This window comes from Enterobacter cloacae complex sp. 2015409 (assembly GCF_041365315.1).
GTDB lineage: Bacteria > Pseudomonadota > Gammaproteobacteria > Enterobacterales > Enterobacteriaceae > Enterobacter > Enterobacter pseudoroggenkampii.
In genome coordinates, this window is record NZ_JBFTVM010000001.1 from 2,099,435 (window position 1) to 2,120,582 (window position 21,148).

Sequence of the window (21,148 nt, forward strand, 5' to 3'; positions counted from 1 at the left end):
TAAGCACAAGTTAAGTTTAAAAAAAAAGCGGCGCCAGGGCGCCGCTTCGGGTCAGAAGACGCTTCAGGAAGCGTCGGCTGTGGTTTCCGGCAATGACTCTGGCGGCTGCGGCGCAAAGCCACGCAGCCCCACAACGTGAACGTGTTCGCTGTTCTGGAACACTTTACGCACCAGCTTGTAGGTAGTGCCTTTCTCGGGGCTGATGTTCTCCGGCGCCGCAATAATGAGCTGCATATCGAGACGTTCGCAAAGCTCGAACAGCGTGGCAATGGAGCGGGCATCAAGACGCGCGGCCTCATCCAGGAACAGCAGTCGGCATGGCGAGATGTCTTTGCCGCGCAGACGGCGCGCTTCATCTTCCCAGCTCTGGACAACCATCACCAGAATTGACATCCCGGTACCGATCGCTTCACCGGTTGAGAGCGCCCCGGATTCCGCACGCAGCCAGCCGTCTGAGCCACGGTTTACCTCAACCTCCATTTCCAGGTAGTTACGGTAATCCAGCAGCTCTTCGCCGATGGTTTGCGGCGTACGCTGGCCCATATCAATCTGCGGGTTCAGGCGCTGATACAGCTTCGCCAGCGCTTCGGAGAAGGTCAGACGGTTGCTGTTGAACAGATCCTGATGCTGCTCGTGCTGCTCAGACAGCACTTCCAGCAGCGTCGCGTGGGCTTCGCGCACGTTGACGTTGAGGCGCACGCTGTTCACCTGGCCAAACGACACGCTCTGCAGGCCCTGGTTCAGCTGGCGGATACGGTTCTGCTCGCGCTGAATGGTTTTACGAATGATGTTCGCCACGCTGCGGGAGCTGATAGCCAGCTTCTGCTCGCGGGAGGTCAGCTCCTCCGTCAGGCGACCCAGCTCGATTTCCATCTGTTCGATAGCCTCGACCGGATCGTCAGTACGGATGATGTCCTGACGAATACGTTCGCGCAGGTGCTGGTAAACCGCCACGAAGAACTGGATTTTACGTTCCGGACGTTTTGGATCTTCCGACATACGCAGCACGTCGCGCAGGTGTTCGTTATCCGCCACCGCCAGACGCAGCGCACCCAACGCCTTATCCGACATGGAACGCAGCTCGTCGGCTGAGAGATATGCCAGTTCACGGCGGTGCAGACGACGCTCAACGTTATTGTCTTTCACCATGCGCATCACCGCGCACCAGCCCGCCTTCGCGGTCACAACCTGCTCGCGCATCTCAAAGTAGTCGCGCTCCAGCTTGCGCAGGCGACGAGTCAGGTTATCCATTTCCGCTTCGCAGAAGGTCAGCGCTTTTTCCAGCTGATTACGACGCGCGCGGTTATTGCTGAGCTGAGAATGCAGCTCGTCACGACGAATACGCGCGCGCTCTTCTGCCCCGCTGTCGGCACGAACGCCGATGTCCTGAAGCTCTTTCTGCAGATCGTTTAACAGCTCTTTCTTGGTGTCGAAGGAGCTTTTCAGCGAGGCCAGCACCTGGTTGTACTGGTTCAGTTGAGCGGAGTGGCTGCGCATTGCTTCACGGGCGCGAGTACGTTCCGCTTCCGCCTGCTCAAGGCGTTGACGCAGTTTTTCGTTCAGGTCGCTGTTACCGCTCAGCATTTCTGCCGAATCGGAGTAGCCGAAGTGGGCGCGACGCTGCACCACCTCCGTCAGGGCAAACGCCTGCTGACGCGCCTCGCGCTGCACCTGCTGTGACCAGGCATAATCTTCTTTTAACTGCTCGAACTGTTCCGGGTCGCTCTGCAGTACAGATACGACGGGCTCCAGCTTCGCCAGCTGATTGCCGTGCTGCTGAACGAAACGCGCGGCTTCCTGCGCTTCATCCAGGCGCTCCTGGATCTCATCCACACGGTCAGCCAGCGTGTCATCCGCCAGCAGATTCAGGCGCGGCAGAATGCGGTTAAGGGCCGCGACGCCCTCTTTCGCCTGTTCAAACTGCACGCGACTCTGCTGGTTATCACTTTCATGACTGGCAATCGCCCGCTCCAGCTCGCCACGGCGGGTATTGAGCTTGCGAATTTCCGCTTCCGGGTCAGCTTCAAAGGCCACGGCCAGATGGCTGCCGATAAAGCGGCTGAACGCCTGGTGCAGACGCTGGGTTTTCTGCACGTCAAACGACAGGGTCGCGAAACGTTCAGACAGCGTTTCACGCTCGGCGTGCAGGCTTTCGATGCGGCTTTCGCGCGCGGCGCGGCCAAACAGCGGCAGCTCAGGGAAGCGGGAATAACGCCACTGGCGATCGGCGATTTTCACCACCACCGCTTTTTCCAGCTCGTCGACGCTGAAGACGCTGTCATCGAACGACTGCGGATCCCCTTCGATCAGGTAGAGATCCTCCGGGCAATCTTCCAGGCCGGCAAGCTGCTCAGAAATCAGCGACAGATCCGGGACCACAATCGCGTTGCGGGATGGACCGTACAGCGCGGAGAAGTATGGCGCATCGTCCAGACCGACATCGTCGTAAATCTCGGACAGCAGCACGCCGCCAAAACGCTCCGCCAGGGCATTGAGGCGCGGGTCTTCCGCACCGCCCGGCTGGCTTAAGCGTTCAATTTCTTCGTCGACTTCACGCTTGCGCGTGCCGACTTCGTCACGCTCAACAATGGCTTCGCGCTCGCGCTCCAGCAGCTGCTGCAGGTATTCGGTCACGTCCTGGCTGGATTCGAACTGCTCGCCGCACTGTTCGCTGAGCTGATTCAGGCTGCTTTGAGCCGCCAGCCAGACCGGCGCTCGTTGCAAGAGCGTCTTCGAACGGGACTGAATCTGCTCCAATTCCTGACGCAGCGTCATACGCTGTTCGCTGGCGTTTGATACGGTATCAGACAGGGCCGCGATACGCGCTTCCAGCTCCTGATGCAGGGCCTCAAGCTCGTCGAAATCGTAATTTTTTCCCTGACGCTTGCAGAATTCCGCCAGCAGACGCTCGGCCTCCTGCTGCTCGCGCAGGCGCTGTTCCAGCTCGTTCAGACGCATGCGCAGCGGCTGAACCTGTTCGGCCAGATGGCGCTGGTTCACACCGTCGCGCAGCAGTTCACGGGCAACGTCCCAGGCTTCGTTACGCGCCAGCGGACCGTTAATCGCGACGACCAGCTGATAAGCCTGCTCAAACTGGCTGTGCGCCGTTTGCGCGACGCTCATTTTCTGTTCGAGGGACAGCAGCTTCTCGGTGGCTTCCTGCTCTTTGGCCTGGAAGGTATCCAGCCACTCGTCGGCGCTATCCGGCGTCAGGTCAGGCAGGTGACACAGCTCTTTCGCACGCTGTAATGCCTGCAATGCCTGGGTGTACTGAATCGCTCGCGTCTGCTGCACGTCAAGTGCCTGCTGGTAATCGGCAAGCTGGCTTTTCAGCTCATCCACTTCCAGCTCGGCCGCTTCGGCGCGGGCTTCGTTCTCTTCCTGCATGTCGGCGGCTTCGGCCACCACTTCATTTTGCTCTTCGAGACGAATTTGCAGCTCGTCGAGATCCGCTTCATAGCGCTCGATTTTTTCCTGCTGACGCAGCGCGGTCTGCACCAGGTTCAGGTGATCGCTGGCGGCCTGGTAATCGGCTTCCAGGTCGCCTTCGGCACCGTTGTGCTCGCCCAGCTCGCGCGCCATTTCGACGTGCTTGTACTGCTCGGCCACCAGCTGTTTACGGGAGGTAAACAGCTCGCGGCGATATTCTAATGCCTGATCGAGATGCACGCGTCGCTCGTTGGCGTGGCGCATGTAGTCCGCCGCCACGTAGTTGGTGGCTTCGCTGATCAGGTGTTTAAACAGGTCGCGGTCGGACTGGGTAACGCGAATCGCTTCCAGCGTCATGCGGTTTTCACGCAGCGCCGCTTCCATATCCTGGAAGGCCTTACGTACGCCGCTGTTTTCCGGCAGCAGGTAGTCGCGCAGGGAGCGGGTGATGGCGCTGGAGATACCGCCATAAAGGGACGCTTCGATCAGGCGATAGTATTTGCTACGGTCTGATGCCGAGCGCAGACGACGCGCCACCACGCCCAGATCAAACATCAGCGCATGGTAGTCGGTAATCGAGTTGAACTGTTTGAACTGCACGCCTTCGATAGCTTCGAGCTTATCTTTCAGCTCCTGCAGCGTCAGCACACGCGCCTGACGTTCGTTCAGGGTTTCCGTCAGCAGCGCCGTTGGCTGCACGGACGTTGGAAGCCCCTGGATCGCAAACGGTTTGATATCCACTTTACGGTCGCGGCCAGCAACCTGCTGCAGGCGTACGCCCACCACCACACGCTGATGACGGGAGTTAATGACGTCCAGAACCGAATAACAGACGCCGGCCTTCAGCTTCCCGTGCAGGCCTTTATCACGGGAACCGCTTGTGGCCCCCGCTTCGGTGGTATTACGGAAGTGAAGCAGCGTCAGGTCAGGGATCAGCGCCGTGACAAAGGCCGCCATGGTGGTGGATTTACCCGCTCCGTTACCGCCGGAGAGCGTCGTGACCAGCTCATCCAGATCGAACGTTCGGGCAAAGAAGCCGTTCCAGTTAATCAGCGTCAGTGAGCGAAATTTACCGCGTTCAATCATTACTCTTCCTCCCCGCTATCCGGCAGATTCTCTTCATGCTCATCATTGAGCTGCAAATGGTTTTCCACCGGCATCGCTTCACCGTCGCGGATCATGCGAAGCTGCGCTTCACGCGCGTCATCACCCGCACGCACGTCGGCGCCAAAGCGGAAGACAGATTCCGTGATGCGGAATTTGCTGCTGTCGTGGCCCATAAACCAGACCATCCCCAGGCGACGCAGACGGTTCAGGGAAGAGCGAACCTTTTCCTGTAATTTCTGACGGTCAAGATCCGACCCCGTGGAGCGGTTGTTCACCAGCTTGAGCAGTTTGCTCTCATCTGCCAGCGTCAACAGCTCGTCGTAAAGTTCCTGCTGGGTGAAGATCCCTTCATTCGCCAGACGTTCCGGGCTGAGATAGAGGTAGCAAAGAATTTTGCCGACCATCATATCCAGCTCCGAGAGCACGGAACGCGGAATCAGCGTCGTGGAGCGTGGACGCAGGTAGAAAAACCCTTCCGGCGCGCGAATAAGCTCCACGTTGTAGCGTGCGTAAAACTCTTCCAGGTACTCCTGGAAATCCATCAAAAAGGCGTGATTATCCAGCTCGTCTAAGCCAATGTGACGACCGGCACGCAGCTGGCTGTCCAGCGCCGGAAATAACGGATTCGCCAGCGCCTGTGCCAGCTTAACTGGCATCACTTGTTCAATATTTGTCAATGACATGCGCCTGTACCTTGGCTCCGTAATCGTTAATTGGCTGCCACTTCGGCGGCAGTCCGGTGAAATCTGCTTGCGCGACGCCCAGGCGCACCGCCTGGTCTACCACAATGCGGGCAACGTCGAAGTGGCGCGCGCGCGGATATTGCGCCAGATAGTCGCGCACCACGAGCCCAAGATCCAGCGGCACTTGTCTGGTTTTGTAGACAGCGAGCTGTTCTTCGATCATCGCCGCAAGCTGCTCGCGAATTTCGTTAAATTCTTCGTATTCCAGATCCGGTGGCAGTTCACCGGTCACCTCTTCATCGCGCAGCGCCATCTCTTCGTCGCGCATATCCAGCAGACGATCGGCATTGGCGTAGGTCAGCGCCCACGGTGCATCGAAATAGGTCTGCACCGACTGACGCAGACGCTGGGCAAAGACGCGGTTTTTATCCATATCAATCGCGGTACGGATAAATTTATGCACGTGTCGGTCGTAGCCGATCCACAGGTCGATCGACTGCTGGCCCCAGCTGATAATGCGGTCGAGTTTGCTCTGCAGATCGAATACCAGACGGTCGATAAAATGCAGATCGTCATGCGCCAGCGTTGCGTCCTGGATGCGCAGCAGGTTAGCCTGCAGCTTGTCCCCTGCGGCTTCCAGCGTATCCTGGAGTTCGCGCAGCGTGCCGGAGGTTTCTGACAGCAGAAGTTCACAGCTGGAGATAGCCGCTCGCCAGTCTTTATTCAGCAACTGCGCGATATCGTCTTTCACCTGCTGCTGCTGTTCGTCCATAAGGCGCTGGGTGAGATCGATACTGTCGAAGATTTCCGCCACCGAATATTTCAGCGGCGCGTAGACGTTACGGTGCCAGTGGAATTCGTCACCGTTTTCATCCGCCGCGTCGGCGGCGCGCTTAAGCTCACCCGCCACGATCGACAGCTGCATGGAAAGACGCAGCGTGGAAAATTCACGCTGGCGAATATAGTAATCGGTGATGCCGATGCCCAGCGGCGTCAGGCGATAGATGGCGTTTCCTTCCGCCTGCTCGCTGGTAAAGCGGTTCAGCAGACGTTGACGCACCATATCGTTGATCGCGTTGTTGGCACGCACGCTAATGGTTTCGCTGGTTTGCTCAAACGCATCACTGACGTGGCGGAACGCATCCACCAGTTCACCCTCGCTCATTTCACCATCCAGCCGCTCGCCGTTCAGCGTGGCGACCGCCAGCAGGAAAGAGAGTCTGTCTACCGGCAGCGAGATGGAGAAATCGTTTTTCCTGGCCCAGGCAACCAGTTCGGGGACTGTCTGGGAAAATTCACTCATAGGTTATCCTTGCATCTGCGGCTTGTGCGCGGTGACGTGAATATAGCGGCCAAGGCTGACAAAAGGCTCCTGACGGCAATACCGCGTTTCCAATTCTGTTAAGGTGTCAAAACAGTCACGCTGTTTGTGTTTTTCACGCAGATAATCATGAAACACCCTGACGCCCGTCTTCCCGACAATCTGCCAGCCAATCGCTTCCAGCCAGCCATAAACCTGCTGTGGATCGCGCGGATAGTCCGGGGAAAGCGTGCGCTTTTTCTTTTTGGGCATCCCGACCTGAACATAGTCGAAGTTTCCCGCAACCATGTTGTGCATCAGGAAGCCGTTAGCATTGTAGAACATCAGCGACAGCGTGCCGCCCGGGCGCAACATCGACCACAGGGTTTGTAACACGCTTTGCGGATCGGCAACCCACTCCAGCACCGCATGAAACAATATCAGATCAACCTGGGTTTCCAAATGCTGCGCGATGTCCTGAGCGGCGCATTGTATAAAATGCATGTTGTCGCTCACACCTTTCTCTTCTGCCGCACGCGTCGCGCGGGCGACCATTTCCGCAGAAAGATCGCAAAGCGTGACGTGATGGCCGCGCTCGGCCATTTTTATCGCCGTCTGCCCTTCACCGCCACCAGCGTCCAGCACGCGCAACGTTTGACCGCCAAAGGTAGCCAGAATGGTGTCCAGATCCTGCCAGAGGATCGTCTGACGGAGCTGCCCTTTCGTGGTGCCATAAATGTTGCGCGAAAACTTTTCCGCGATGTCATCAAAATTGCGATCCCGCATTGGGAGAGTTCCACTCGCTAACTGCAAAACCGCTATTTTGTCACACCCGCGCGGAGAATGAACCTCTCTGGTGTAATATCACCGGTAATCACCTGCTATATGGTCAAAAAAGGAACCAAAAAGGATGCTTTTTACCCTTAAGAAATACATTGGAGGGATGATGCTTCCCCTTCCGCTGCTGCTCATCATCATCGCGCTGGGGCTGGCGCTGGTGTGGTTCAGTCGCTTTCAGAAGAGTGGCAAAACGCTTATCACGCTCGGCTGGTTTATCCTGCTGCTGTTGAGCCTGCAACCGGTCGCGGATGGTTTGTTACGCCCCATCGAAAACAAGTACCCGACATGGCAGGGAAATCAGAAAGTGGCGTACATCGTGGTACTGGGAGGCGGATATACCTGGGATCCTGACTGGGCCCCCAGTTCAAACCTGATCAATAACAGCCTGCCACGGCTAAACGAAGGCATTCGCCTGTGGCTGGCGAATCCGGGATCAAAAATGATCTTCACCGGCGCGGCGGCCAAAACGAACCCGGTGAGTACAGCTGAAGCGGGCGCCAGAGTCGCGGAATCGCTCGGCGTACCGCGTTCCTCCATCATCACCCTGGACAGCCCAAAAGATACCGAAGAAGAGGCTGCCGCAGTGAAGCAGGCGATTGGCGATGTCCCGTTCTTGCTGGTGACCTCCGCCTCGCACCTGCCACGCGCGATGATTTTCTTTGAGAAGCAAGGCCTGCACCCGCTTCCCGCACCGGCAAACCAGATGGCTATCGACGCGCCGCTCAACCCGTGGGAACGGGCGATACCGTCCCCGGCGTGGCTAATGCATAGCGATCGCGTCGGTTATGAAACGCTCAGACGCCTCTGGCAGTGGCTGAAAGGATCGTCAGGCGAGCCAGGGCAGGAGTGATTTTGTTGCCAGATCGAAGTTTGCGCGATTAAAACGTCCGGTATTGACCAGCTGCGCAACTTCGTCCCAGAGCAGATAAAGCCAGCGCCGCCAGAGAAACGCTTCTGCAACGGGCGCGCGTTGAAGGTAATGCCACAGTAAACCTTCCGCCGCCCCGCTGTCGCTGAGCCTGAACAGCTCGTATTCGCGCGGAGCCCAGAGCATGATCCCCGGCCCCAGCATCGCCAGAAGCTGATCGCTGCGGGAGTCTTTGAGCATGCTGCGCAGGGTGAAATTACCGTGGATCAGCACGCAGTTGTCATTAAAACCGTCGAACAGCGCCGGTAAGCACTCGCGGGTACGAAACAGAATTCGCTTATCCTGCATGGTCAAACCGGTATTGTTGAACTGGTTAAGCGTCCCCCACAGAACCTCAACCCGCTGGCGATACCACAGCGGCCACAGGTTTTCCTGAGTGCTGTCGACCGGACCGACAAGTCCGCGGCTATCCTGACGGTGCCAGGCGAGCAGCGCCTCGACAATCTGATCTTTTAACTGCTCCCAGCGCTCCGGCGTGCGCGCGGGCGCTTCAACGGGCACGCCGCGCAAGCGCTCAATCAGCAGCACGTCCGGGCCGGGATGTTCCTCATGGGTCATCACGCCGTACACCGTCGGCATACGGACGGTTCCCTCCCGCGCCAGCATCGACATTTTCCAGGCAAGCTGCCTGGCCACACCCGGTGAGGTGAAACTTCTGGCCATCAGCGGCATTGGGTTGCCCTGACTGTCATACAACGACCAAAGCGCGGTATCGACCTTTTCACTCACGCATTCGACACGGCTTAATTTCTCACCCAGCAGATGGCTAAGTTCGGCACGCAGCTGTTCCATATGAGATTACCCCCATTAAGACTACTGCTTTTATAATGAGCGTCCTGAAGGAAGATGTCACCCGGAAGAGATCAATTAGGGAAAAGAAAGGGAAATTAACGGGGAGAGGAACATCCCCCCGTCAGGAGGGATGCAGGCGGTATTAGCGCAGCTCGGCGCGAACGCGCTCAAGATCTTCCGGCGTGTCAACGCCCGTACCAGGCACTTCGCTGGCAACGGCAACGTGAATTTTTTCGCCATACCAGAGCACGCGAAGCTGCTCCAGCATTTCGATATGCTCCAGCGGACTCGGCGCCCAGGCCACATATCGACGAATAAAACCGGCCCGATAGCCGTAGATCCCAATATGACGCAGGAAGGTATCACCGATGGTCTCTTTAGAGAGCGCAAAGCGATCGCGATCCCACGGGATCGTGGCGCGGGAGAAATAGAGCGCATAGCCTTCGGCATCCATGACCACCTTCACCGCATTCGGGTTGAAAGCCTCTTCTGCATGGTGAACAGGCACCGCGAGCGTCGCCATACCGACCTGACGCTGCGCCAGGTTTTCTGCCACCTGACGGATAATCACCGCCGGGATCATCGGCTCGTCACCCTGCACGTTAACGATGACCGTATCATCACTAAAACCACATTTCTCAACCACTTCCGCCAGACGCTCGGTGCCGGACTGGTGATCGGCGCGGGTCATGCATACCTCACCGCCTGCCGCCTCAACCGCACGGGCGACGTCGGGATGATCGGTAGCAACAATCACACGGTCGGCACCGGATTCTCTTGCACGCTCAAGGACATGCACAATCATTGGCTTGCCGTTGATATCCACCAGCGGTTTACCCGGCAGACGCGTAGACGCGTAGCGCGCAGGAATAATGACAACAAAACTCATGGTTTGCTCTCTTCTGCCACCAGGGAACGCGCTTCATTTTCCAGCAGTACCGGAATGCCGTCACGCAGCGGGAAAGCCAGGCTGTCCAGCTTGCAAATCAGCTCCTGTTTGTCCTGGCTGTAGTAGAGTTTGCCGTTGCATACCGGGCAGGCAATAATTTCAAGTAAACGGTGATCCATAGTTCCTCCGTATGGGTAATCGCTAAAGCTTAACACATTCCCTTTTCAGGGCGTGCCTGTTTCCCAGCCACTTCGACAGGATGTAAACAGTCCGTCGGGTACCCGGCCCAGCGTCACGTCGTCGGCACCCTGCCAGCGCGCGAATTCGCTAATGGCGGACGTTAATCCTTTTTCCAGGCTCGCCGTCACCCTGACGCCCTCTTGCAGATAAAGCGCAATGATTTCAAGCGTGCCGGTCTTGCGGTGCATTTTGGCGTCCATGCGCCCGACCAGCTGTCCCTTATGCAGCAGCGGTAAAACAAAGTAACCATACTGGCGCTTTGGGGCCGGGGTATAACATTCCAGCCGGTAGCTGAAATCAAAGAGCTGCTCGGCGCGTTTTCTGTCCCAGACAACCGGGTCGAAAGGCGACAATACCGCGCTGTGGGTTGCCTGAAGTTTCCCCTCCAGAGCCTGAGGCAATAACGGGAGGAGATCCGCATGCAGCCACATTTCCCCCAGCGTTTCCACGGTAACGGGAATGACGCGCTGTTCGCGTTGCCACATGTCCAGCAGCGGTTTTAGCGCGGGCTGACGCAGGCGATAATAATCTGCCAGCCACTGCGCGCGAAAAATCCCCAGGCTACGGGCGCTGTTCTCCAGCATAACGGCCTCGGCCGCCTCCTGGGTAAGCAGGTCGCGCTCGTCGTCCCAGTGCGGCATCACGCGATGCGTCAGGTCGTAGACGCGCTGAAAATTACGCCGTTCAATCACCATGACTTTGCCAGAGGTAAACAGCCCTTCGAGATGACGTTTGTGCGGCTTCCACTCCCACCAGCCGCTTGTACCCTTACGCGGGTGTTCAAAATCGGCGGAGCGTACGGGACCGTTTTCCTGAATATGCGCGATAAGCTGCTCAATTTCGGCCGCATGTTCCAGCATCCACGCCTGTCGGTATTTCCAGCCCATCTTTTCAGGGGCAAGCATACGGTGGCGAACCAGGGCAAAATCGCTGCGGGGCAGAAAGCAGGCTTCGTGCGCCCAGTACTCCATTAACTCCCCCTTGCTGAGCGCCTCATCCAGCCACTGAGAAGGATAACTCCCCAGGCGGCTAAACAGGACAAGGTAAGGGCTGCGGGCCACAATGTTAATGGTGTCGATTTGAAGTAGCGACATGCGCTGAACGGTCGAGAGAATATCGGCAGGCTGCGCGCGGCGGCGGGGCTTTTTGAGCAGCCCCTGCGCGGCAAGGTGTAAATGACGTGCAGCTGAAAGCGAGAGTTGCGGTAAAGACATGCGTTTTCCTGTCAGTCAAAGCGCCACCAGAACCGCGTAAGCCTTTACTGCACCAACGCAATCAGTTCCTTGAGCAATTGTTCCGGCTGCTCGCCGCTGAGTTCAGCGTCAACCGGCAGATACCACCAGTTATCTTTCGCAAAGGCACGGCATTTCACCGCATCTTTTTCGGTCATGATCAGCGCTTGTCCGGGTACGGTCAGGGCGTCTACCTGCCCTTCCACCAGCGCCTGATGGTCGGCCAGCGGAACGCGTTTTTCCAGCCGGGCACCACACTGTTCCAGCGTCGCGAAGAAGCGTGGCGGATGGCCAATCCCCGCCATCGCCACCAGTGAAGGCAGCTCCGCAACCGACCGGCGTTCCTCCGTCACCAGGTTGATCGCCAGACCCGGCTGAAGATGCATCGGGATTTCACCCGCATTTGCCTCACCACCGTTCACAATCACCGCATCGACGGACTTAAGACGCGAAGCGCGTTCGCGCATGGGCCCTGCAGGTAACCACCAGCCGTTACCAAAACGGCGAACGCCGTCGATAACCACAATCTCTTTATCACGCGCCAGGGCGTAATGCTGCAGGCCATCGTCAGTGATAATGATTTGCACCGCGTGTTCGGCAAGCAGTGCCTGAACGGCGTCGCTGCGCACCGGGGAGACCGCAACCGGTGCGCCGGTACGCTGGAAAATCAATACCGGTTCATCACCCGCTTCGGCGGTCGTGGTTTCCGCCATCAGCAGCAGCGGATAACGCGCCGCTTTGCCACCATATCCGCGCGATACCACCCCCGGGCGGATGCCGCGTTTTTGCAATTGCTCCACCAGCCAGATCACCACCGGCGTTTTACCGTTGCCACCCGCCGTAAGATTACCGACAACCACAACCGGAACCGGCGCGCGCCAGGCACGCTTCAGCCCCAGACGGTAAAGCAGACGGATTGTGCCGCTCACCAGGCCGTATAGCCAGGAGAGCGGCAAAAGCAGCAGCCACAGCGGGGATTCACCGGACCAGATGCGTGCAATCATTCGCCAAACTGCATCTTATGAAGCTGAGCGTAAACGCCGCGGTGTTCCAGCAGGTCAGCATGGCTTCCGCGTTCAACAATGATGCCGTCCTCAACCACGACGATTTCGTCAGCCTGCTCGATAGTCGACAGGCGGTGCGCAATCACCAGCGAGGTACGGTTCTTTTGCAGTTCATCCAGTGCCGACTGAATAGCGCGTTCAGATTCCGTATCCAGCGCAGAGGTCGCTTCGTCCAGGATCAGGATCGGGCTGTCACGCAGCAGCGCACGCGCAATGGCGATACGCTGACGCTGACCACCGGAGAGCAGTACCCCATTCTCACCGATTATCGTATCCAGACCGTTATCCATCTTGTTGATAAAGTCCATTGCGTAGGCCATCCGCGCAGCGTTCTCAATCTGCTCGCGGCTGTACTCATCCGTGCGCGCATAGGCAATGTTGTTAGCCACGGTATCGTTGAACAGGTGCACGTTCTGGGAAACCAGCGCCACCTGATTACGCAGCGACTGCAGGGTATATTCCCGCAGGTCATGACCGTCTAACAGGATCTCACCTTCGTTAATATCGTAGAAACGGGTGATCAGGCTGGCAATGGTCGATTTACCCGAGCCGGAACGCCCCACCAGCGCCACAGTTTTACCCGCCGGAATGGACAGATTGATATTACGCAGCGCCGGCGTTTCACGACCAGGGTAGGCGAAGGTAACGTTGCGGAATTCGACATCGCCACGGGCGCGCTCAATTTCGCGTGTACCTTCGTCTTTTTCCTGCTCGGAATCCAGAATGCTGAACAACGTCTGGCAGGCGGCCATCCCGCGCTGGAACTGGGCGTTGACGTTCGTCAGTGATTTCAGCGGACGCATCAGGGCAATCATAGAGGAGAAGACCACTGTGATGGTACCCGCCGTCAGCGTCTCCATGACGCTCGGGAAGCTTGCTGCATACAGGACGAATGCCAGTGCCAGGGAGGCAATCAGCTGAATAATCGGATCTGAGATGGAAGAGGCCGAGACCATTTTCATCCCCTGCAGACGCATTTTGTTGCTGACTTTGTCAAAGCGGTGGGTTTCGACTTCCTGACCGCCAAAAATCAGGACTTCTTTGTGTCCTTTCAGCATCTGTTCCGCGCTGGTCGTTACCTGTCCCATCGTGTTCTGCATATTCTTACTGATATTGCGGAAGCGCTTTGAAACGACACGGATGGCAATAGAAACCACCGGCGCCAGCACGATAAGGATGATTGACAGCTGCCAGCTGTAATAGAACATCATTGCGAACAGGCCAATGATCGACGCGCCCTCACGCACGACGGTGATCAGTGCGCTTGATGACGAGGAGGCAACCTGCTCTGAGTCGTAGGTAATACGGGACAGCAGCGTCCCGGTAGACTGCTTATCAAAGAATGAGACCGGCATCCCCATCATGTGACTGAACAGGCGACGGCGCATGGTCATCACCACTTTCCCGGATACCCAGGAAATACAGTAGCTGGAGATATAGCTGGTGATGCCGCGCAAGATCATCAGTCCGATAACCACCAGAGGCATCCATAGCAACACTGAGCGATCCGTTTTACCAAAACCGTCGTCCAGTAACGGTTTGAGAAGCGATAGCATAAAAGTATCGCTGGCTGCGTTGAGGATTAACGCTACTCCCGCCACGATCAGGCCTGTTTTAAAGGGCGCAATCATCGGCCAGAGTCGGCGGAAGGTTTGCCACGTGGAGAGATCTTTGTCGTTATGCATTCAAAAAACCAGCATTCGTTGAAATAGCCGCATATTCTACCCGTTATCGACGGGCGCGCCAAACCACTGATGATACCAAACGGGTAAATATTGCTCTCGCAAGCGCCGGATTTGCCAGTGATGTTGCGAGAATGTCACCGATATTTGTCCAGAATGAGGTGTATCATGCCAGATATACCCCTCTTTTCGATAACGTCGGACAACTTTTGCCGACGGGAATCGCCATGCGTTATACCGTGCCGCTGAATCCAGAGCGATCTGACCTTCTACCCGCTGGACCAGCGACAATGAAGACGAGGTATTGCTGCCATGATGGGGCACCTGTATGAGCGTGGACGTCAGATAACGCCAGTAATGGCTAAGCATAGCCTGTTCCGCTTGTGCTTCAATGTCCCCTGTTAGCAGCACGCTCTGCTTGCCGTCGTCCACCTTTACCACGCAGGAACGGTTGTTTCCCTGAGCCGGGTAATTTTCAGGGGGCCAGTGGACGCTGAAGGTGAGTCCCTGCCATTGCCATCTCTGCCCGCGAAAACAGGGGCGATGTCCCGCCTGGCGCAAGGGGCTTCTTACCCACACGTCAGGCCACGTTTTTTGCAACGATGCGAGGCCTCCCGCATGGTCGAGGTGTTCATGACTGAGAATTACGCCTTCAGGCCGCAGGTGATGCCAGCGCAGCCAGGGAATAATTAACCGCTGCGCGCTATCCCCGCCCGGCCAGGCGAGTCCGGTATCATAAAGAATGGCTTTTCCCTGTCGTTCAATGACCATGGCCAGCCCCTGCCCCACGTCCAGCATATGCAGCGTCCAGCTCTCGCTTTTTGCCGTTCGCCAGAGAGGAAATGCCAGTAAGACGCTTCCTGCAAGACAAACGGCAGGAAGGGTTTTCCATGCGCGAAAACGCCAGGCAATGATGCTCAACCACGGCAGTAATGTCATGTATTGCCAGCGTTGGTCGACATTCTGCCAGCCGTCAGGCAGGCGCATGAGGAGCCAGAACAACCATGCTAGTGACTTATCTGCTGCAAACCAGACGACGCTTTCCAGGGCCGCCAGCGGCAGCAGATGAAGCAGCATACCGAGCAGGATCAGCGGCACGGAGACAAACGTCACCAGGGGAACGGCAAAGAGATTCGCGACCAGGGAGGAGATACTGAAGCCATGGAAAATCAGGACCTGTAACGGCATGAGCAGCATCAGCATGCCGACCTGCAGATGGAGCAGATTCAGTAGTGGCCTTATACGTCGAGCTCGTTGCCAGTCAGGAAGAGGAAGCCACTGAAACCAGAAAATCAGCGCGGCGACGGCAAATGCGGACAGGGCCAGACTCTGCGAAAGTACGGCTAAAGGATCGCTTATGAGGATCGCCGCGATACAGCACACCCATACCTGCCAGGGAGACCATTGACGGGCAGCGATCCGCAATATGGCAAGCACAGCAAGCGCGATGGCCGTTCGTAGCGCAGGAGGTTGCAGACCGGTAAGCCAGGCGTAGAAAGCGGCAAAGCACAACCCGGCCATAAGAGGCATCTGCCAGTGGACCCGGTGGCTGGGTAATAAAAACTGGAGCCCACGTGCGAGTAACCAGACGAGGGATGCCGCCAGCGCGATATGCAGACCCGAAATCGCCATCAAATGCAGCGTGCCGGTTTCACGCATCAGGTCTTTTATTTCCCGGGGAACATCCAGACGTTCTCCCATTCCCACTCCGAGGATAACCGCCCCCCAGCGGTAAGCCGAAAGTCGGTTCTGCAGTGACATCAGGTATTGCGCTCTCAGGCTGCAGCGGCCATCGACGAGTTCAGCGCGGGTGAAGCGCCCGCTTAGCGTTTGATGTTGGGCAAAAGCGCTGCGCTGAGAATCATATCCGCCTTCGTTCAGTTCGCCATGGGCAGGCCTGAGCCTGAGCGTCATGGTCCAGCGCTGACCGGCGCACGATTTCTGGGGCAGATAATTGCCATACAGCGTTACGCCGGTGGAGGCCCACCAGCGCTTGCCATCGACGCTGCGAATGTTTCCCTGATGCAGAGTGGCGCCGTCGGTCGCGGTGAGCTCTACCTCAGCCTGCACAGCCCCCGTTGTTAAATGCTGCATCGGCCAGACGCTCTCCTGCGCGGCCAGAATGCCCCACGCACAAAATAACAGCGTAATACCAGCATACTTCACTCGATGGTTTTGCCATGCAGCAAGCACTATCCCGCCAGCCACCATGACCCACACGGTGTAAGGTGATGGCAGTTCAGGTAACCAGAGTAACGGAACTATCGCCAGAATGGCGCAGACGCTAAGCGCGGGAATTCCCATTGCTTCCTCCCTGTTTCAGGGTGGCAGTATGCAAGCAGGTTGAGCGGGTCGTCAGGTGTGAAGGATGCGATTTACAGCAAGCGCAGCAAGGTATTTAACGGGTTGCAGAAAACGAAACGAAAAATGCGGGACACATTCAGAATGAAAGCGACAGAGACAAAAAAAGCACCCGCAGGTGCTTTCTTTCGAACCCAGTTTAACCGGCTGGCTAAACTCAGTTGCCGTAAATATTGGCGCGATCGCGCAGTTCTTTACCCGGCTTAAAGTGTGGAACGTACTTACCTTCCAGCTCGACTTTATCGCCAGTTTTCGGGTTACGCCCGGTACGTGGAGCACGATAGTGCAGAGAAAAACTACCGAAACCGCGGATTTCAATGCGCTCGCCCTGGGCAAGAGTGGAGGCCATATGCTCCAGCATCTCTTTTACGGCATCTTCCACTGCCTTGGCAGGGATATGCGGTTGCTGACTGGCAAGTCTTTCAATCAATTCTGACTTGGTCATGATTCCTCCGGTTCCTTTCAAACCAATTAGCTGAACAGCTCATTAAACAAGGGCGGCCGTAGCCGCCCTTTGTTATTGATTACAGGACGAATCCTGCAATCTGTCAAGTTTGCTCCTCATCCTTCGCGCTGTAAATGCGTTACAGCGCAAATGATGCTGAGAACCTGATATTACTCGCCTTTAGCTGCTTTGAAAGCTTCAGCCATTGCGTTGTTAGAGAAGTTTGCATCTTCCTGTTTGTTAACAGTTGCGATTGCATCTTTCTCATCAGCTTCGTCTTTAGCACGAACAGACAGGCTGATTGCACGGTTCTTACGGTCAACACCGGTGAACTTAGCTTCAACGTCGTCGCCTACGTTCAGAACCAGAGTGGCATCTTCAACGCGGTCACGTGAAGCTTCAGAAGCGCGCAGGTAACCTTCAACGCCGTCAGCCAGTTCTACGGTTGCGCCTTTAGCGTCAACTGCAGTTACTTTACCGTTTACGATTGCGCCTTTCTTGTTCAGTGCAACCCAGTTGTTGAACGGATCTTCTGCGAGCTGTTTAACGCCCAGGGAGATACGCTCACGCTCTGCGTCAACCTGCAGAACAACTGCAGCGATTTCGTCGCCTTTTTTGTATTCACGAACTGCTTCTTCGCCTGCAACGTTCCAGGAGATGTCAGACAGGTGAACCAGGCCATCGATGCCGCCGTCCAGGCCGATGAAGATACCGAAGTCAGTGATAGACTTGATTTTACCTTCAACACGGTCGCCCTTGTTGTGGGTTTCCGCGAACTGCTGCCATGGGTTGTTTTTGCACTGCTTCAGGCCCAGGGAGATACGACGACGTTCTTCGTCGATATCCAGAACCATCACTTCCACTACATCACCAACGTTAACAACTTTGGATGGGTGGATGTTTTTGTTGGTCCAGTCCATTTCGGAAACGTGCACCAGACCTTCAACGCCTTCTTCGATTTCAACGAAGCAGCCGTAGTCAGTCAGGTTGGTTACGCGACCAGTCAGTTTAGTACCTTCTGGGTAACGCTTAGCGATAGCTACCCATGGATCTTCGCCCAGCTGTTTCAGGCCGAGGGATACACGAGTACGCTCGCGGTCGAACTTCAGCACTTTAACAGTGATTTCGTCGCCCACGTTCACGATTTCGCTTGGGTGCTTAACGCGTTTCCACGCCATGTCGGTGATGTGCAGCAGGCCATCAACGCCGCCCAGGTCAACGAATGCGCCGTAGTCAGTGAGGTTCTTAACGATACCTTTGACTTCCATGCCTTCCTGCAGGTTTTCCAGCAGCTGATCGCGTTCTGCGCTGTTTTCGGATTCGATAACGGCACGACGGGAAACAACAACGTTGTTACGCTTCTGGTCCAGCTTGATTACTTTGAACTCAAGCTCTTTGCCTTCCAGGTGCAGAGTGTCACGAACTGGACGAACGTCTACCAGAGAACCTGGCAGGAACGCACGAATACCATTCAGCTCAACAGTGAAGCCACCTTTAACTTTGCCGTTGATAACACCGACCACAGTTTCAGCTTCTTCGTAAGCTTTTTCCAGCGTGATCCATGCTTCGTGACGTTTCGCTTTCTCACGAGAAAGCAGGGTTTCACCGAAGCCGTCTTCTACTGCGTCCAGAGCAACGTCAACTTCGTCGCCAACCTGGATTTCCAGCTCGCCCTGGGCGTTTTTGAACTGCTCTGCCGGAATGGCGGACTCAGATTTCAGACCGGCGTCAACCAGTACTACGTCTTTGTCGATAGCAACAACAACACCGCGAACGATGGAACCCGGGCGGGTTTCGATTTCTTTTAAGGATTCTTCAAACAGTTGAGCAAAAGATTCAGTCATGTTTAATCTTCAGGTTAATATTAACGTCCACCTGGCTCCGTGCCGGATGGGGTTGTTTCACATACCCGCCGTCAATCCCTTGCAGCGGGGGTACTGCTAAATCGGTCGCGATTACGCGAGTGCCAGTTTTTGGCGCGCATATTGTAGCGCTTTTTCAATCACTTGCTCAATAGTTAAACTGGTTGAATCCAGAACTAATGCATCTTCTGCTGGAACAAGTGGGGCGACGGCGCGGTTACGATCGCGGTCATCGCGCTCTTTTATCTCGGATAAAAGGCGATCAAAGTTAACACTAAACCCCTTTTCCTGCAACTGAAGCATGCGGCGTTGCGCACGTTCTTCCGAAGAGGCGTCAAGGAAAATTTTCACAGGTGCATCAGGGAAGACCACGGTTCCCATATCACGTCCGTCCGCGATCAGACCCGGGGCTTCACGAAACGCGCGCTGACGACGCAACAGCGCCTCGCGAACGCGCGGGAAGGCCGCGACCTGCGAGGCCGCATTCGCCACTTCCTGAGTACGGATTTCCCCGCTCACGTCTTCCCCTTCAAGGATGACTTCCAGGTTGCCATCGGTTGACACGAAGCGCACATCCAGATGCGCAGCCAGCGGAACCAGCGCCTCTTCAGACGCGACATCCACGTGATGATGCAGCGCGGCCAGCGCCAGCACGCGATAGATTGCTCCCGAATCTAAAAGATGCCATTGCAATGCTTCCGCCATCGCTTTGCACAGAGTCCCTTTCCCTGCGCCACTCGGCCCATCAATGGTGATTACCGGGGCAATTGCCGTCATCTTTTTCTCCTTAAATAAGGCATACCGTTTACATGAACGCCGCGCATTATACGCGCCAACGTGCGCAACTGTTACCTTTGCGTGCAAATTACGGAATGATTGAAGCAGAGTGTAGAAGAAATGAGCGGAGGTGTTCGTAATGAAGCGTAAGCAAATGCCGCATCGGGTGATGCGGCAAGGCGTTATCAGGCCAGCGTGCTAATGCGTGCCAACTGTTCGAAGTAGTCCGGGAAGGTTTTCGCGGTACATTTCGGGTCAAGGATCGTGACAGGCGTATCTGACAGCGCCACCAGCGAGAAGCACATCGCCATACGGTGATCGTTGTAGGTTCCGATTTCCGCAAACTGCAGTTTTGCAGGAGGCGTGACGCGAATGTAGTCTTCGCCCTCTTCCACCTCGGCACCGACTTTTCGCAGCTCTGTCGCCATCGCGAACAGGCGGTCCGTCTCTTTTACGCGCCAGTTGTAGATGTTACGCAGCGTGGTCGTGCCTTTGGCGAACAGCGCCGCCGTGGCAATGGTCATCGCCGCATCCGGGATATGGTTCATGTCCATGTCGATGGCGTTCAGCTCACCGTGGGTACAGGAGATAAAGTCATCGCCCCAGGTGACAATGGCGCCCATTTTTTCCAGCACGTCCGCAAAACGGATGTCGCCCTGCACGCTGTTACGGCCAATACCGGTCACTTTTACCGTTCCGCCTTTAATCGCACCTGCGGCCAGGAAGTAGGACGCGGATGACGCATCCCCTTCAACCAGGTAGTTGCCCGGAGACTGGTACTGCTGTGCCCCGCGCACCACGAAGCGCTGATAAGACTGGTTTTCCACCTCAACGCCGAAAGTTTTCATCAGGTGCAGCGTGATATCAATGTACGGTTTGGAGACCAGCTCGCCTTTAATCGTGATAACTGTATCCTGCGGGGCCAGCGGCGCGGTCATCAGCAGTGCCGTCAGGAACTGGCTGGAGACGCTGCCGTCAACCTCGACGTGACCTCCGGTAAAACCGCCGCGCAGACGCAGTGGCGGATAGTTTTCCTGCTCCAGATAGTCAATCTGCGCGCCGCCCTGACGCAGGGCATCCACCAGGTGACCAATCGGGCGCTCTTTCATGCGCGGCTCGCCGGTCAGCACAATATTGTTGCTTCCCAGGCACAGGGCCGCCGCCAGCGGGCGCATAGCGGTACCCGCGTTGCCCAGAAAAAGCTCAAGCTCTTCACCCGAGCGCAGCGCGCCGCCGTTGCCGGTCACTTCGCAGCGGGTACGATCGTCGGAGAGAGTGTAATGAACGCCCAACGCTTTCAGCGCATTGAACATATGGCGCACGTCATCGCTGTCCAGCAGGTTTGTGAGGACGGTGGTGCCGTTTGCCAGAGCTGCCAGCAGCAGAGCGCGGTTCGAGACACTTTTTGAACCAGGCAGATTGATGGTGCCATCTACCCGCGCGATAGGTTGTAACGTCAGGGATTCCATGAAAACTAAACTCTCAACTCAACATAATAAAAACCCCGCAGGGGCGCT

16 protein-coding genes are annotated in these 21,148 nt (G+C 56.5%); 1 reads left to right on the forward strand and 15 read right to left on the reverse strand.

Features of this window, described 5'->3' with window-relative positions; genetic code table 11:
• Window positions 1-63: 63 nt before the first annotated feature.
• Genes mukB through cmoM form a run of 4 tightly spaced genes read right to left on the reverse strand, consistent with a single transcriptional unit; the run spans window position 64 to window position 7,305 of the window.
• Window positions 64-4,515: a chromosome partition protein MukB gene (gene mukB / locus ACDO57_RS10290; protein ID WP_370883929.1), complete on the reverse strand. Its 4,452-nt coding sequence runs from the start codon at window positions 4,513-4,515 to the stop codon at window positions 64-66.
• Window positions 4,515-5,219, reverse strand: a complete 705-nt coding sequence (gene mukE / locus ACDO57_RS10295) for a chromosome partition protein MukE (RefSeq protein WP_008499954.1) — start codon at window positions 5,217-5,219, stop codon at window positions 4,515-4,517. The genes mukB and mukE overlap by 1 nt, the downstream gene beginning before the upstream one ends.
• Entirely contained in the window at window positions 5,200-6,522 is a 1,323-nt protein-coding gene (gene mukF / locus ACDO57_RS10300) for a chromosome partition protein MukF (RefSeq protein ID WP_024907787.1), read from the reverse strand. Before mukF ends, mukE begins: the two co-directional genes overlap by 20 nt.
• A gap of 3 nt (window positions 6,523-6,525) precedes the next feature.
• Window positions 6,526-7,305: a tRNA uridine 5-oxyacetic acid(34) methyltransferase CmoM gene (gene cmoM / locus ACDO57_RS10305; protein WP_032649174.1), complete on the reverse strand. Its 780-nt coding sequence runs from the start codon at window positions 7,303-7,305 to the stop codon at window positions 6,526-6,528.
• A gap of 124 nt (window positions 7,306-7,429) precedes the next feature.
• Here cmoM and elyC point away from each other — a divergent pair, with 124 nt between their 5' ends.
• Window positions 7,430-8,209, forward strand: coding sequence for an envelope biogenesis factor ElyC (elyC, locus tag ACDO57_RS10310; protein ID WP_370883930.1), 780 nt, complete (start codon window positions 7,430-7,432; stop codon window positions 8,207-8,209).
• Here the strand turns inward: elyC and ACDO57_RS10315 are convergent.
• The 11 genes from ACDO57_RS10315 to aroA form a co-directional block, all read right to left on the reverse strand.
• Complete coding sequence (locus tag ACDO57_RS10315; RefSeq protein ID WP_148768953.1) at window positions 8,186-9,079, reverse strand: YcbJ family phosphotransferase; 894 nt, start codon at window positions 9,077-9,079, stop codon at window positions 8,186-8,188. The two genes, elyC and ACDO57_RS10315, sit on opposite strands and share 24 nt — an antisense overlap.
• Before the next feature lie 142 nt (window positions 9,080-9,221).
• Window positions 9,222-9,968: a 3-deoxy-manno-octulosonate cytidylyltransferase gene (kdsB, locus tag ACDO57_RS10320; RefSeq protein WP_370883931.1), complete on the reverse strand. Its 747-nt coding sequence runs from the start codon at window positions 9,966-9,968 to the stop codon at window positions 9,222-9,224.
• A complete protein-coding gene (gene ycaR, locus ACDO57_RS10325; protein WP_006174474.1) occupies window positions 9,965-10,147 on the reverse strand; it encodes a protein YcaR in 183 nt (60 codons plus the stop codon). Before ycaR ends, kdsB begins: the two co-directional genes overlap by 4 nt.
• A gap of 45 nt (window positions 10,148-10,192) precedes the next feature.
• Window positions 10,193-11,422: a winged helix-turn-helix domain-containing protein gene (locus ACDO57_RS10330; RefSeq protein ID WP_024907790.1), complete on the reverse strand. Its 1,230-nt coding sequence runs from the start codon at window positions 11,420-11,422 to the stop codon at window positions 10,193-10,195.
• 44 nt (window positions 11,423-11,466) lie between these two features.
• A complete protein-coding gene (lpxK, locus tag ACDO57_RS10335) occupies window positions 11,467-12,444 on the reverse strand; it encodes a tetraacyldisaccharide 4'-kinase (protein ID WP_208763690.1) in 978 nt (325 codons plus the stop codon).
• The gene (msbA, locus tag ACDO57_RS10340) at window positions 12,441-14,189 is read right to left on the reverse strand and encodes a lipid A ABC transporter ATP-binding protein/permease MsbA (RefSeq protein WP_024907792.1); all 1,749 of its coding nucleotides are present in this window, start codon (window positions 14,187-14,189) and stop codon (window positions 12,441-12,443) included. Before msbA ends, lpxK begins: the two co-directional genes overlap by 4 nt.
• A 36-nt stretch (window positions 14,190-14,225) precedes the next feature.
• Complete coding sequence (locus ACDO57_RS10345; RefSeq protein ID WP_370883932.1) at window positions 14,226-16,490, reverse strand: ComEC family protein; 2,265 nt, start codon at window positions 16,488-16,490, stop codon at window positions 14,226-14,228.
• A gap of 214 nt (window positions 16,491-16,704) precedes the next feature.
• A complete protein-coding gene (ihfB, locus tag ACDO57_RS10350; protein ID WP_008499965.1) occupies window positions 16,705-16,992 on the reverse strand; it encodes an integration host factor subunit beta in 288 nt (95 codons plus the stop codon).
• Window positions 16,993-17,162: 170 nt separating this feature from the next.
• Window positions 17,163-18,836, reverse strand: coding sequence for a 30S ribosomal protein S1 (rpsA, locus tag ACDO57_RS10355; RefSeq protein WP_008499966.1), 1,674 nt, complete (start codon window positions 18,834-18,836; stop codon window positions 17,163-17,165).
• A gap of 111 nt (window positions 18,837-18,947) precedes the next feature.
• On the reverse strand, window positions 18,948-19,631 hold the full coding sequence (cmk, locus tag ACDO57_RS10360) for a (d)CMP kinase (RefSeq protein WP_024907794.1): 684 nt from the start codon (window positions 19,629-19,631) through the stop codon (window positions 18,948-18,950).
• A gap of 185 nt (window positions 19,632-19,816) precedes the next feature.
• Window positions 19,817-21,100 carry a 3-phosphoshikimate 1-carboxyvinyltransferase gene (gene aroA, locus ACDO57_RS10365; protein WP_370883933.1) on the reverse strand — a complete coding sequence of 428 codons (1,284 nt, stop codon included), beginning with the start codon at window positions 21,098-21,100 and terminating at the stop codon, window positions 19,817-19,819.
• Between the last annotated feature and the right edge of the window lie 48 nt (window positions 21,101-21,148).